The organism is Paenibacillus anseongensis (genome assembly GCF_009757995.1).
GTDB classification, from domain to species: domain Bacteria; phylum Bacillota; class Bacilli; order Paenibacillales; family NBRC-103111; genus Paenibacillus_E; species Paenibacillus_E chondroitinus.
On the sequence record NZ_WSEM01000039.1, the window covers coordinates 589,319 to 603,622 of the forward strand.

Annotated in this window: 14 protein-coding genes; 2 read left to right on the forward strand and 12 right to left on the reverse strand. The window is 45.3% G+C overall.

Annotated elements, in window-relative coordinates:
- Positions 1 to 14: 14 nt before the first annotated feature.
- Both GON05_RS38990 and GON05_RS37975 read right to left on the reverse strand, forming a co-directional pair.
- A complete protein-coding gene (locus GON05_RS38990) occupies positions 15 to 170 on the reverse strand; it encodes a hypothetical protein (RefSeq protein ID WP_185157278.1) in 156 nt (51 codons plus the stop codon).
- 173 nt (positions 171 to 343) lie between these two features.
- Positions 344 to 1,000, reverse strand: coding sequence for a deoxynucleoside kinase (locus tag GON05_RS37975; RefSeq protein WP_157326616.1), 657 nt, complete (start codon positions 998 to 1,000; stop codon positions 344 to 346).
- A 231-nt stretch (positions 1,001 to 1,231) separates the two neighbouring features.
- Here GON05_RS37975 and GON05_RS37980 point away from each other — a divergent pair, with 231 nt between their 5' ends.
- Positions 1,232 to 1,462, forward strand: a complete 231-nt coding sequence (locus GON05_RS37980; protein WP_157326617.1) for a hypothetical protein — start codon at positions 1,232 to 1,234, stop codon at positions 1,460 to 1,462.
- 55 nt (positions 1,463 to 1,517) lie between these two features.
- Here the strand turns inward: GON05_RS37980 and GON05_RS37985 are convergent, their stop codons facing one another.
- On the reverse strand, positions 1,518 to 3,764 hold the full coding sequence (locus tag GON05_RS37985; RefSeq protein WP_157326618.1) for a PAS domain S-box protein: 2,247 nt from the start codon (positions 3,762 to 3,764) through the stop codon (positions 1,518 to 1,520).
- 203 nt (positions 3,765 to 3,967) lie between these two features.
- Between GON05_RS37985 and GON05_RS37990 the strand changes: the two genes are divergently transcribed.
- Complete coding sequence (locus GON05_RS37990) at positions 3,968 to 4,900, forward strand: zinc dependent phospholipase C family protein (RefSeq protein WP_157326619.1); 933 nt, start codon at positions 3,968 to 3,970, stop codon at positions 4,898 to 4,900.
- Here GON05_RS37990 and GON05_RS37995 read toward each other — a convergent pair.
- The 9 genes from GON05_RS37995 to GON05_RS38035 form a co-directional block, all read right to left on the reverse strand.
- Positions 4,897 to 6,591: a M3 family oligoendopeptidase gene (locus GON05_RS37995; RefSeq protein ID WP_157326620.1), complete on the reverse strand. Its 1,695-nt coding sequence runs from the start codon at positions 6,589 to 6,591 to the stop codon at positions 4,897 to 4,899. The genes GON05_RS37990 and GON05_RS37995 overlap by 4 nt on opposite strands.
- 54 nt (positions 6,592 to 6,645) lie before the next feature.
- Positions 6,646 to 7,320: a uracil-DNA glycosylase gene (locus GON05_RS38000; RefSeq protein WP_181646489.1), complete on the reverse strand. Its 675-nt coding sequence runs from the start codon at positions 7,318 to 7,320 to the stop codon at positions 6,646 to 6,648.
- A gap of 15 nt (positions 7,321 to 7,335) precedes the next feature.
- On the reverse strand, positions 7,336 to 9,600 hold the full coding sequence (locus GON05_RS38005) for a DNA topoisomerase 3 (protein WP_157326621.1): 2,265 nt from the start codon (positions 9,598 to 9,600) through the stop codon (positions 7,336 to 7,338).
- 141 nt (positions 9,601 to 9,741) lie between these two features.
- Positions 9,742 to 11,109, reverse strand: coding sequence for a BclA C-terminal domain-containing protein (locus GON05_RS38010; RefSeq protein WP_157326622.1), 1,368 nt, complete (start codon positions 11,107 to 11,109; stop codon positions 9,742 to 9,744).
- A 101-nt stretch (positions 11,110 to 11,210) separates the two neighbouring features.
- Positions 11,211 to 12,374, reverse strand: coding sequence for an exosporium glycoprotein BclB-related protein (locus GON05_RS38015; RefSeq protein ID WP_157326623.1), 1,164 nt, complete (start codon positions 12,372 to 12,374; stop codon positions 11,211 to 11,213).
- Between the two features lie 164 nt (positions 12,375 to 12,538).
- On the reverse strand, positions 12,539 to 13,090 hold the full coding sequence (locus GON05_RS38020) for a hypothetical protein (protein ID WP_157326624.1): 552 nt from the start codon (positions 13,088 to 13,090) through the stop codon (positions 12,539 to 12,541).
- The gene (locus tag GON05_RS38025) at positions 13,071 to 13,454 is read right to left on the reverse strand and encodes an alpha-helical endospore appendage domain-containing protein (protein ID WP_157326625.1); all 384 of its coding nucleotides are present in this window, start codon (positions 13,452 to 13,454) and stop codon (positions 13,071 to 13,073) included. Before GON05_RS38025 ends, GON05_RS38020 begins: the two co-directional genes overlap by 20 nt.
- A gap of 31 nt (positions 13,455 to 13,485) precedes the next feature.
- A complete protein-coding gene (locus GON05_RS38030) occupies positions 13,486 to 13,809 on the reverse strand; it encodes an alpha-helical endospore appendage domain-containing protein (RefSeq protein WP_157326626.1) in 324 nt (107 codons plus the stop codon).
- A gap of 156 nt (positions 13,810 to 13,965) precedes the next feature.
- Positions 13,966 to 14,280: an alpha-helical endospore appendage domain-containing protein gene (locus GON05_RS38035; RefSeq protein ID WP_157326627.1), complete on the reverse strand. Its 315-nt coding sequence runs from the start codon at positions 14,278 to 14,280 to the stop codon at positions 13,966 to 13,968.
- Between the last annotated feature and the right edge of the window lie 24 nt (positions 14,281 to 14,304).

The following is a 14,304-nucleotide window of genomic DNA, read 5'->3' on the forward strand; positions in this document are numbered from 1 at the left end:
TTGTCATTAAACGATCAATTGGCAACTTTTTCTTGCTGCACTTCTATCAGTTCTAAGTTGGAGAAAAAAAGGCTTAGTTTTTGCATTTTTTCAGAAGCAGCCAATTTCGGCAGTGGAGGGCACATCGGTTTCCCGTTATAACATACGATAAATAACAAATTCATCACCATTCCTTTATGAATTTTTTGCACAGCCTTCTTTTATTTTCCGACAAATAAAGCGCGACACCGTCAATATTCGATATGTATATGCAACTGCACGGGGCAATATGCTATCTTTTTTAAATCATTTAACCTTGTATATAATTCGAAAGACCCCCTCTGGTTAGAGGGGGTCTTCATTATTAAACAATCGCTAATTCGGAAAGTTTAGCTCGTACTCGATTCACTAATTCTTGCGCATCTTGAGGACGGTTTACAACATCCACTTGATCCATATCTACGATCAACACTTCAGAAGCGTGATAATGATTCATCACCCAGTCATCATACCCTGACCAAAGCTGTCGATAGTAGTCAACCAAGGATTGATCCTGCTCGAAGCTGCGTCCTCTTAATCCGATACGATGCATCACGGTATCAAAGGAGGCTTTGAGATAGACCATCAAATCAGGCGCCTTCTTGGGAAGCTCTGCAAGTTCAGACATCATATTGTCTGCAAGCCCTTCGTACACATCGAATTCAAGTTGAGAGATTCGCCCAAGCTCCCTATTCACTTTTGCAAAGTACCAATCTTCGTAAATACTTCTATCAAGTACATTTCGATTATGTACCAATGCTTGTTTAATCGCCTTAAATCTTGTATTCAGGAAGTGCAGTTGAAGCAGAAACGGATAACGCTTCTTCTCAATCTCTTCCGGAGATGACGTGTAAAACAGCGGCAGAATCGGATTATCATCTACACTTTCATAGAAAACACTTGAATTCAGTTCTTTTCCAAGTAAAGTGGATACTGATGTTTTACCGAGACCGATCATTCCCCCAACCACAATCACAGCCATTGACCCCTTTCTCCTTCTACCCAATCATAATTTACCTACTGTCAATTTTCGCAAAGCTTTCCTATTATACAAGGAATTCAAAGTCCTGCAAACATTATTTTTTGGTTTATCCTGCGTCTCTTCCGAAAACGCCACAAAAAAATGTTCCAATGTTTTCGTGATTGTTTAATTGTTCGTACTGTCACTAATAATAAGTGCAAGTTCATAAAAAAATAAGACAGAGGTGTGTCGATGATTTACGGAACTAAACTACTGGATACAGATATAGAGATTTTTATTGCAGCTTTGACCAAAACACCTGTCTACGTTTGGTCGTTAGATCCTTTAGGCGTTTATTATCAAGTCAGCTCAGGGATTATTGTCAAATATACGCCTGATGAAGTACGAATCCACAATGAGCAAGACGCATCGATTTCAAAATGGTATTCCCGTGAATCCAATGAATTCAGCATCAGTTTCTAATTAACGAAAAAACCGCCCTTCTCCGTACATGGAAAGACGGTTTTTTCACGCGAGCTCAGTTCCATTCCATCATGTTTTGTCCACTTGTCAACGTAGGTAAACACACATCAATGACCGTTCCTTCTCCTAAATGGCTCTGGATGGTCATTGTCCCTTTATGAGCCTCGACAATTTTAAAACACATCATTAACCCAAGACCTGTCCCCTTTTCCTTCGTCGTGTAAAATGGTTCCCCTAATTGCTTTAATCGATCATCCGGAATGCCACAGCCGTTGTCTTCTGTCCGAACCCTTATCCAATCATCACCTTGCAGGGAAACCGTCAGTTTGATTTGCCCATCCTTCGCAATGGCTTCCATCGCATTTTTAACCAAATTAATAAATAATTGCTTCAAATGCATTTCCGAACAAACAAGCTGCGTGCTTTCCGTTTCAAATTCCAAGACAAGCTCCACATCGCATAACACGGCCTGCGTTTCGAGCAGTGCAGTAACCGATTGAAGAATATCCTTCAGATCGCTTTTTTTGTAATGAATCGCCTCCGGCTTGGCAATCACAAGGAATTCACTGACAATAAAATTGATTCGATCTAATTCAGAGAGCATGATGTCAAAATAGTGCTGTTTCCCCTTTACGTCATTTTGCAGCAGCTGCAAGAAGCCGCGAAGTGATGTGAGGGGGTTTCTGATTTCGTGCGCTAACCCTGCGGCTAATTGTCCTGCGACAGATAGCTTATCCGATTTACGTAACAGTTCCTCCGTTCGATTCCGTTCTGTTATGTCTCTTGAGATGCCGGCGAAGCCAATAATTTCGCCTTTTTCATTTTTGATCGGCGTTTTCGTTACGCTCACATGTACAAGCTGTCCATCCTTCCGCAATCTGACGGTCTCAAGCCCTGAAATCTGCTGGCCAGCCTTCAGCATGTCATAGATTTCTTTGCGCTGTTCCTCCAAGAAATCAGGATAAATCGGCAGCGGCTTATTCAACAATTCATCTTGGTGCCAACCAAATATTTGCTCGTACGCCCCATTGACCAAAGTAACTCTTGCACGTAAATCAAGTACGCAAATGGCATCTGTCGTATTGCTGATGAATGATTCAAGAAGATCCTTGGTCTCTCTAAGCTCCGTTTCCATGCGTTTTCGTTCCGTAATATCCACACAGGATCCGATAACTTCAACAACGCGGCCATTTTCAAAAATCGGTCGTAAGGAAGTTAAGTATGTAATGCCACGAAAGGTCGCTTCATACATGACATTTTCCTCACCATTCCACGCCCTGCGGTAAAACGAATCCATATTAACAGCCATAGAATACGGCCAAATTTCATAGAGATGATTGCCGAGGATATTCGATGGCTGAAATCCCAATCGATAGAGAAGCTCGCCGTCGCATAGCGTGTGAATGAATTTTCCTTGCATTTGCCTGAACTTCATCGTCATGCCTTGCTGTCTACGTACCGTATCGTGTAGATCCTGTTGAGCAACCCGCAGGGATTCGCGATCTTTGTTATGCTGGGTGATGTCTCTGGCAATCACATAAATCCCTTCATTCATGCCATCAACGATGATGGGCACGTTCTTCAAGCCTAACTCAATCTGCTCACCGTTTTTATGCTTAACTCGGAGCATGTAATTATCGCTCTTAGAAACGATGCTATCGATCCAATTATTTACATGATGTTCCTGCTTCCATAGGTGATTAATGGATTGACCTACCATTTCTCGCTCCGTATACCCCAAAATCCTTTCCATGGCAGGATTCACACTTCTAATCATCCCTTTAAGATCACAGGTGAGAATTCCGGCAGGATTATGCTCGATTAATGATTTATATCTCTGCTCACTCTCTGCAAGCTTCCGTTCCATTTCCGTTTTCTGTGAAAGATAATTAATTTGAGACATATAATAAAACGGTTCATCCTGTGAATCTCTCATTAAAGAGATCCTGAATTCCACCCAGGCGATGCTCCCATCTTTGCGAATCAATTTTTTCTCAAGTTGATAGAAGCTTGTATCTCCAGAGAGCATTTGCTCGAAATAAGCTTCTAGTTCCTCGGCTTCATCCTGTGAAAATATCGCATGCAGCTCCCTATTGACTAACTCTTCTTCCGCATAGCCGGTTAAGGTGCATAAACTCGTATTTACTCTCATCCATAACCCGTTCAGCGAAATAATGGCGATACCCATGGTGGTGAATTCGAAAACTGCGGCAAAAGACGGTTCTGTGCTCGAAAGCAAACCCTGAATATTGTCGGGATCTGCACGGTTTGAACGATCCTGCGGATTATTGACCCTATTCATACGTTATCTCCTATCATGGATATGCATTGGATGGCTTTCAGTACCGATCGTTTTTTGAATTCGACAACTTGCATATTATTCCTTCTTTAGAAGTGGTTGGAACATAAATAGTTCGCGATATGTGACCTTGAGCGTAATTGTTATGTTAGAATGTAAGTGGTCGCACTATAATTTAACGGTTTGTACGAAGGAGGAACTACAGCTTGCCAAACATCTGGACTCATCTCATATTCGGCCAAGAATTGATGGCGCAACTGGGTCATGACCAAATGCTTAATGACAGACAAATGAGACAAGTTTTCTCCCTTGGCTGTCAAGGGCCGGACTTCTTGTTCTATCATAATTTCTTGCCTTGGAAAAAGGATAAAACACTAAATCAATTAGGAAGTCTCATGCATGCAAAAAATTGCGGTCCATTCCTGGAGGATTTACTACGACAGGTGCAAGGCCGCGGTCTGTATAATCCGGCTGTTGTTTATGTGCTTGGATTCATCACGCATCATATTTTAGACCGTAACATGCATCCTTATGTTTTCTATAAATCAGGTTTCAAGAAATGGGATCATCAACGATTTGAAATCATTATGGACACCCTGATCGTCAAACGCAAACGTGGAATTCAGACATGGAAAACACCGGTTTGGAAAGAAATTTATGTGGGTGAAAAGCTGCCGCTTGGCGTTGTACCTGCTCTAAACCAAGCAACGGCAAACAACTACCCGGACATAGCTACGAACATTACGGAGAAAGATTGGAACGACGCTTACTATGATCTGATTAAAGCGCAGCGTCTTTTTCACGATCCTAAAGGAATCAAGAGGGTATTAACCTTCGGTAAAATATCACCGCTGGTTTATAAAAAGCGTGTGGCTCCGCTTGATTATTTAAACGAAGCCCACACGGTTTGGAACTGTCCGACTTCACTTGAAGAGACCTATACGCATAGCATCTGGGATCTGTGGAACATGGCTATGGCCGATGGTGAAATCGTCCTCCAAGCGGCAATTCAAGTTTTACTAAGAGGTTCGTCTGTCGACCTACAAGCCTTTACTGCCGTTCTAGGTAATCGCTCTTACGAAACCGGAAAAGATTGTGACAGCGGCCTCGAGATCACGCATGTGAAGCCCATGCTCTAAAGGTTAGAGTCGTCGACTTGATTGAGCCAAGTCTCGATTTGGCCGATCACAGAAGCTACGCAACCATCATGGAAAGGCGAGATCAAGTTCGCTACTTGAACAAGTTCCGTGAAGCTTTGGCTTCCTCCTTGCTGGCATAATCTTAAATAATCTTCCCAGGCTTGCTCCGGGTTTTCATTTGCCCGTTTCCAGAACTGAAATGCACATACCTGCGCGAGCGTGTAGTCGATGTAGTAGAACGGGCTTTTGTAAATGTGCGGCTGCTGCTGCCAGAAGCCTCCTCTTTCCAAAAAGTCGTTATCCTCATAAACACGATGTGGTAAATATTTCCGCTCAATCTCGCGCCAAACAAGTTTGCGTTCCACTGGCGTCAGTTCCGGCTGCTCATAGATGCGGTGTTGGAATTCATCAACCGCTACGCCATAAGGAATAAACAACAGAGATTCGCTCAAATGTTTAAATTTATATTTATCCGTTTCTTCTTCGAAAAATAGTGACATCCAAGGCCAAGCCAGGAACTCCATGCTCATAGAATGGATTTCACAAGCCTCCAAGGTTGGAAAAACATATTCAGGCACTTGAAACTCTCTGGAACTATAACCTTGGAAGGCATGGCCAACTTCATGCGTTAAGACATCAATGTCTCCTGATGTACCGTTAAAATTCGAGAAAATAAATGGTGCTTGGTATGTACTAATATAAGAGCAGTAGCCCCCAACTCGTTTCCCCTTCTTAGCCACTAAATCCATCAAACCATTTTCGATCATAAATGTGAAAAATTCATCCGTTTCCGGCGACAACTCCGCATACATCTCCCGTGCTTGCTCGACAATCCAATCGGCATTCCCTTTTGGTGTGGCATTTCCGGACGGGAAGCCGAATTTATCATCGTAGTAATGAAGAGCGTCTACGCCGATTCTAGCTTTCTGCCGTTCCTTCAATTTCGTAGCCGCGGGTACAATATGTTCCAATACTTGATTGCGGAACGCTTCCACGTCCTTGGCATTATAATCGGAGCGGTTCATGCGCGCATAGGCCAGTTCTACAAAATTGCTGTATCCAAGCTTCTTAGCAATAGCCGTACGAACCTTGACCAGCTGATCATAGAGGTCGTCCAATTTCGCTTCATTTTCGATAAAAAAGTTATATTTTACATCATTCGATTCTTTGCGAACATTTCGGTCTGTTGATAATTGAAAAGGGATCAGCTGTGATAAATTTCGTTCTTCCCCTGCATAAACCAGCTTTGCCGAAGCAAGTAGCTTGGAATATTCGCTGGCCAGTTTATTTTCTTGGACGAGATCTTCAACAATTTCCGGTGAGAAGGTTTTGAGCGATAAAGCAGCAATTCTGAACAATTGTTTGCCCCATTTGGCTTCCAGTTCAGCACGATAGGCCGAACCGATCAACGCTTTGTAGAATTCAGTGATGGAGCCTTGATATAAAGGTTCAATTTCATCTAAATATTCTTGTTCCGCTTTATAAAATTCATCCGTCGTATCCACGGTGTGCCGAATTCGTGCAATAGATTCCATAGACTCATGCTCACTCCGAAGCTTTACAATAGCTTCCATCGCTTGGTCCTGCTCCTCAAAAGAAGCTGCTTGCTTAAACTGTTCTAAAAGCTCTTTAAACGCCGCTTCAAATGTGCTAAATTCGGGTCTTAAATAGGTAAAGTCTTGAAATTTCATTGACTTCTCTCCCTCGCATTTTATTCAATGTAACGGCTGCCTCTTCATTATCCCTCATAAATTGGGGATTTGCCAATTAATTTCCTGACTGCCTAGCTCATTAAGGAGCTTATTAACCTGCGAAAATGGCTTACTGCCAAAGAATCCGCGATAAGAAGAAAGCGGACTAGGATGAACAGATTTTAGAATAAAGTGCCGGTTTGTATGAATGAGTCGCTCCTTGGTTTGGGCATGGCTTCCCCACAAGACAAAAATAACAGGCTGCTCCCGTGAATTCAATGCCTCAATCACTTTGTCCGTAAAACGCTCCCATCCCTTCCCTTTATGGGAATTAGGTGTGTCCTCTCGAACAGTCAACACCGTATTTAGGAGAAGTACGCCTTGCTCGGCCCATTTCACTAAATAGCCATTATTGGGAATAAAGCAGCCCAGATCGGACTGCAATTCTTTGTACATATTTTGTAAGGACGGCGGCGCTGTGATGCCAGGTTTAACGGAAAAACTGAGGCCATGCGCTTGGCCTTTTCCGTGATAAGGATCTTGTCCCAGTATGACAACTTTCGTTGCTTCGTAGGAGGTTAAATGCAAAGCATTCAGAACTTCATTTTGTTCGGGATAGATGGTTGTAACTCGGTATTCTTCATTAAGAAAATCACATAATGCTTGAAAATAAGGCTCTTCAAACTCGGAGCCAACAACTTCAGCCCAATCGTTTGTTAAATCAAACACGTTTGGTGTCCCCCATTACTCTGTTTCCGTGCCAAGCTCTCCTGTATCAATGTTTTTCAATACAATACGTCCGTCTGCTGCTGTTCCATCTGGAAGCACGAGCTTTAGTTTCGTCGTTTTCCCTTTTTGAACAAGTGCCTGCACCTGTGTATCGGTCAAATTCCGGCCAAAACTTTCCTTCCAGATGACAAACTTGCAGCCTTCCTTGTAATGAGAGCACCCGTAGCCTTTACGCCCCATAAAAAGGGAGCCGCCGCAGCCCGGTCGTGGACAAGCTGCCAGGAATGCGTTGGCACCATCCGAAGGGTTGCTGCTGGCATCCGGCGATTTCTTGGATGCTGTTTTAGCCTTGGTGCTGCCCGAAGGAGCAGATGACTTCGCACGTGCCGTGGATCCTCTCTTCGTTCCCGCAGGAGCAGGCGTTTCACCTTCGAAGGCTGTTTTGGCAGCTCTGGGCTGCACGCGGACTTTATCGACGATTAATGTCGCAAACCTTTTGACATTGTGCATAAACTGCTCGTCCGACGCCGTGCCGCGGGAGATCTCGTTCAACCTGCGCTCCCATTGACCCGTCATCTCCGGAGAAGTAAGCAGCTCGATGCCGGCTCCGCGAATGAGTTCCACGGCCATTCTGCCCTTCTGGGTAAGGACAATCTTTTTGCCCTGCATGTCAATATAGCCTACCTTCTTCAAACGTTCAATGGTTGCTGCGCGTGTCGCTGGTGTCCCGAGACCGGAATCCTTCATCGCATCGCGAAGCTCCTCGTCCTCAATCTGCTTGCCTGCGCTTTCCATCGCTTTAAGCAGCGTGCCTTCGTTGAAATGCTTTGGCGGCTGAGTATCTTTCTCTTTGACAACAGCATCGCTGCAAACAACTTGACCTTGTGCATCGATGGAGAAGGGTTCGCTGACTTCAACCTCTTCGTCTTCTTCCTCTTCCTTCTCTTTGCCCTTGGAGCTTTTGGGCTTTTCTTTTTTCTGATCGGCATAAATGACCTTCCAGCCCAAATGGAGAAGTTCTTTCACCGTCGTCTTGAACATCTCCTGCTCGACCTCGGTCATCACCGTGTGAACCTTATATTCGGCAGGTGGATAAAATTGCGATAAGAAACGTCTCACAATCAAATCGTACAATTTCTGTTCATCCGGCGTGAGTCCAGATGCTTTACGATTCGTCGGCAGAATCGCATGATGATCTTCCACCTTTGACGGGTTGCAAATATTTTTATTATTTTTGTGTACCAGATTGCGGTTAGCTCCCTGTACAAGGTCATGATACGCGGTGCCCTGCAAAGCGGATAGCGACTTGTGCATTTCCGGAATATTTTGCTCCGTGACATAGTTGGAATTCGTTCTTGGATACGAAATGACCTTGTGTTTCTCATAAAGCGACTGAGCGGTATCAAGCGTTTTTTTGGCTGAAAAAGCATATTTCCCGTTCGCCTCACGCTGCAGCAGCGTTAAATCATACAATTTAAAGGGGTATTCCTTCGTTTCCTTTACTTCATATGAAATAATGCGTGCCGGTTTCCCCTTCACCTTGGCCGCTAATGCTTCCACTTTCAGTTGGTCTGTTAAGCGTTCGCCCTGCCACATGCCTCTATACGTAGTATCACCTTGTGTGAAGTAGCCTTCCAGCTCGTAAAACTTGAGTGAGGAAAAGGCTTCTATTTGTTTCTGACGATCGTAAATGAGCGCAAGGACCGGCGTTTGAACGCGACCTACAGAAAGCAGGACATTATGCTTTGTTGTAAAAGCACGAGAGCCATTCATGCCGATCAACCAATCGGCTTCACTTCGGGATCGTGCGGCCCGGGTCAGATTCTCATATTCGGATCCGTCTTTCAACGTTGCAAAGCCATTGCGAATCGTTTCCGACGTTAAGTCCGAAATCCAAAGCCGCTTCACCGGCTGCTTTAGTCCTAAATGCCGCTGAATCAAAGAGAAAATATGTTGACCCTCCCGCCCCGCATCACAGGCATTGACGAGTTGATCACACTTTTTCGCAAGTTCAGCAATTACTTTCAGTTGATCATACGTCCGCGGATTCGGAATCAGCTTGAACTGTTCAGGAATGATCGGAAGATGGCTTATGTTCCATTTTTTATATTTCTCATCATATTGATCTGGTTCAGCCAACTCGATTAAGTGTCCGATCGCCCAGGTGATAATGTACTGCTCACCCTCCAGATAGGACCTAAGATTTTTGGCTTTAGGTTCTATTGCGGCGGCTATATTTCGCCCCATGTCCGGTTTTTCCGCAATAATAAGTGTCTTCAAAAGAGTATCGCTCCTTACTCATTCTTTCTAAATGGATCTCATCTATCGACTCAGTGTATCCCACTTTATAAGCGTCTGCAATATGGCAAAGGTTCAATTTATGATTTTTACAGTCGAGTAAGATGTCCTTTTTTCTCATAATCAGCTAAGTCGAATGATATTAATGGTTGCTCCCGGAGGCGATAATACTACCGTCGCAACCAACCCGAACATTTGGAGAATAATGGTTGATCCTGCAGTAACTGTAGTGATAAAATCTGCTAAATATGCTGTCGTGGCAACTGCAGGTGATGTTACTGACGCTGGAATGGCTACGCCGTTTAGCATAACGCGTGTTTGTGCGAGCACGCCCGCTGTGGCGCTTAATTTATAGGAAATGTAATATCGACCCGCATTCGCAAGCGTAAAAGTCGTATTAGCACCATTAATCGTTATTCCCGGGCCAATATCTTGGTTATTCGGCAGAGGAATATTAAGTCCGCCCAATACAACCAATAACGTGCCTGACGTGTTTGATGCAAACGCTGAATTCGCGGTCAGACTGGTTCCCGTATCACCTGTTGCTCCAGTAGCGCCTGTTGCACCCGTTGCTCCTGAGCCTGTTGCTCCTGTTGCACCCGTCGCACCTGTAGCCCCTGTCGCTCCCGTTGCTCCCGTTGCACCCGTCGTTCCCGTTGATCCTGTCGCACCTGTCGCACCCGTTGCACCTGTCGCTCCCGCTACTCCCGTTGATCCTGTAGCTCCCGTTGCACCCGTCGCACCCGTCGGCCCCGTCGCACCCGCTACTCCCGTTGCACCCGTCGCCCCCGTCGGCCCCGTCGCACCCGCTACTCCCGTTGCTCCCGTTGCTCCCGTTGCCCCCGTCGCTCCCACTACTCCCGCCGCTCCCGTTGCCCCTGTCGCACCCGTTGCACCCGTCGCTCCCGCTACTCCCGTTGCACCTGTCGCCCCTGTTGCTCCCGTTGCTCCCGTCGCTCCCGCTACTCCCGTCGCCCCCGTTGCTCCCGTCGCACCCGTTGCACCTGTCGCTCCCGCTACTCCCGTTGCCCCCGTCGCACCTGTCGCACCCGTTACCCCTGTCGCTCCCGTTTCGCCCGTTGCTCCCGCAACCCCAGTTGCTCCAGTTTCACCCGTCGCACCCGTCATCCCAGTTGGTCCTGATGGACCGCCAAGCGGACCCGTCGGTCCAGTTGGTCCTGTAGGACCTGGCAGCGTTTGAGCAGCTAGCACATCTGCTAATTTAGCTTGCAGAATGGCTTCCTCCAGACTCACCGCTGCAATCGTATTCTTAATGCTTTCATTGACAAGCAGGATGTCGCTAATGGTTGCCGGGATCGGTGTTACACCGGGAAGTGTTCCTAAAACATACTGCAGCTTCTCACCTTCAGCGTTCAAAATATGACTTAATCCAAGTTCCTGCAACGCGATTGAAGCGAGAAGCAGATTGATGGCCTCTTCTCTTGTAATAGAAATGTTCGGTGTAAGATTAGGAAAGTCACTTAAAGACATGATGAAGTCCCCCGCTCTCGTCTAAGGAGTCATTAAAATACGAAAAGAGTTGACTTTTGGTCGAAGTCAACCCCTTTTTCGCTGTATTTTAAAATTTTAAATTAAACCATAGAAACCCCGGCACTAGCGTAACCAATAATTGTATTCACCAAAGAAAGACCCGTAGCTGTAGAGGAAAACACGAGTAAAAGTCTTGTTTGTGCCGTAACAGGTATTGTCAAGCCAGTCGTGATTCCGTTGGCAATCGTGCCGATCGGCAGAATGCCTGTAAGTCCCGGTGTCAAGGTTACTACAGCACCTGGAATAGCCGTAAATGAATTGTTTGGCGTCGTCGAGCTCCACAATTGAGCCGTAATTGTCACGGTCGAACCCGTTAGCAACAAGGCAGCCGTTGTGCTAAAGTAAGCCGAGATCGCCGTAATTGTTCCTGCCCTTGGCATTGAGAAGGAGAAGTTAAGCAGTGTTCCACCCGCACCGGTTAAATCGATAACTCCACCCAAAACAGAAACGCCTGTCGCTGTGTTTCCAAAACCTACCAAGCTCACTGTGCCCACTAGACCACCGGCAATGGTCGTCAAGGTCGTCGGCAATCCCGACGCGTAAGGAATAATAGGTCCAGACCCATCAAGTCCTGTTGTCCCTGTTGGTCCAGCTACACCTGTTGCTCCCGTTGCCCCTGCTCCAGTCGGACCCGTTACCCCGATGGATCCCGTTGCCCCTGTCGGACCAGCAACCCCAGTCGCACCTGTTGCTCCCGCTCCTGTAGGTCCTGTCACCCCAATTGAACCTGTTGCACCAGTTGGACCTATGTCTCCAGTCGCGCCTGTTGCACCAGCCCCTGTTGCACCGGTTAGTCCGGTCGCTCCCGTTGCCCCTGCAACACCCTGTGCCCCCGTTGCTCCCGTCGGACCAACAGCCGGCCCACCAGTAGGACCTGTAGGACCTACAGGACCCGTTGGTCCTACGGAGATAGGCGTTTCAAGAATGCTTTCCAACTTGGACTGCAAAAGGAATTCTTTTCTAGCTACCGTATTAATGGTACTTTTCATACTGTCATTAATAAGCAAAATATCGCTGATTGTCGCCGGTGGTCCCGTTAACCCCGGCAATGTGCCCAGTACGTACTGAAGCTTTTCACCCTCCGCATTGAGAATATGACTTAACCCAAGCTCTTCCATGGCAATCGACGAAAGCAATAAATTTATCGCTTGATCGCGCGTTACAGTAATATTGGGTGATATATTAGGTATATTTGCCTGTGACATGTATCCCAACCTCCATTCGATAGTTACAGAATATTCTCCTATTTCCAGAATGGTGATCGCGCACATACCTAATTTTGGGAATTTATTCGAAGGCATGATCCAACCAAAAAGGGCCGTCCCACCAGTCATTTCCTTGACTGAGGGACAACCCTTGAAATTACTTACTATCGCCTTTTAGAGCTGGTTTTTCGTTCCCGTTGAGTGAACATAAGCGGCGGCGGTGACGCCGACATTTGGGTTTGGCTGCTCGTAATTACCTCCACGTGCTGAATGCTTTCAATTTGGAATTGTTCGGATACAACTGCATGAGTTTCTATTTCCGTCCGTTCAGCTTCAGGTTGAATTGGGTCGCTCTGATAATAGTCCTTAAACTCATCTAATCGCTCCATGCATTCTGAGTTTGAGACAAGATCTGTCTGCTGGAGTAACGTATATAGCTCAGCAATCTTCTCACGCACTTCAGGCGATGAAAATAGCTGACGGTCGTTCTTTTCAATCCATGAATGGCTTTTATTTTTACGTTGATGAGCTGTATGAACATCCAATAAGGACGTAAGCAAGACACAAATTTGAAAAGAGAGAACAGTCTTGTCCTCATCCACTTGACTCTCTATCCGATGCAATATCGCTTCTATAAGCTGGAAAACGGATAAACTTAACTGCGAGATGGCTGCTGCACATTTGTTTACGGTTTGATCAGTAGTCGAAATGCTCATACTCCAAATTTTCCAATTCCATAATATTGTCTGCCTCCCCTTCTTTAAGCAATGCAGGCGATCTTGTTTGAAGGAACTGCATATGTGAGATAGCGTGCAGCTTCTTAAGCATTAACCATTGGGTCATCACCATGGAATCCAGGAATTGAATGACACTGTGATTATAAACGAGAATTTCCTGTGTAGTTGGCGCAGTAGGGAAATCGAGATCTCTTCCAACGAAGGATGATGTTTTATCCGCTTCCGTCCGCATCAGCTTAGCCAGGGATTCCTCTTCAGAAGCAAGAGACTGCAGTAATTGAGTGATCGCAGCCGAATAGGAAGGAGGTACTTGCTCATATGGGAACTTTGCATGGACACTCAATGATTACTCCCCTTTCGCCTGAAATCAACATCTATTCTTCACACTCATCTATGACATACTCCGAGAGCTCTTCCTTTTCTTCGAGTTTCATGATATCCGATAATTTAAAGGTTAAGAGCATTTGATTGCTAATGATATTTCGCATCATGCGATCCACGCTCGAATTAATGAGCAATGCTTCGTTTATGGTCAAACAGCGGTCTTTCAGAACATGCTGCAATTTCTCCGCTTCTGCGTTAATAATGTGTGAAAGTCCAATTTCTTCAAGAGCAATCGAGGTTAATAATAAATTAATGACTTCTTTTCGTTTCAGAATAATCTCTGGTTTAATGTCAGGAATATTAGGCATGGACATGTCTTTCAACTCCTGTATATGTAAGATAGGAACATTTCGGCATTTATCCGCACCTTCAATTTAGTATATGATGGTTGTCTCCATTCATGATTTTTTTATCCTCTATTTGGAAAATAAAAACAAAAAAGCCCTTTCGGGCTCTTTTTACAAAACAATCTACGTCACTTCATTTGGGAAATGATCCAAAATATTTTCCATCTTAAATTGCAGCAGCATTTCTTTCTTTATCACGTCTTGTAACGTTTTCCTAACACTCTCATTAATCAACAACAAATTCGAGATGTTAGTCGTTGGTGGCGTAACCGCTGGAAATAATGTGCCAACCACATATTGGATCTTCTCTGCTTCCGCATTGACGATATGCGCTAAAGCAAGTTCCTCCAACGCAATGGAAGCTAATAATAAATTCACAGTCCCCCCTAATGTCAGTGATATTATGGGGGTAATATTAGGTATATTGGCTTGTGACATTCCCTTCCCTCCTATCGTGTCAAG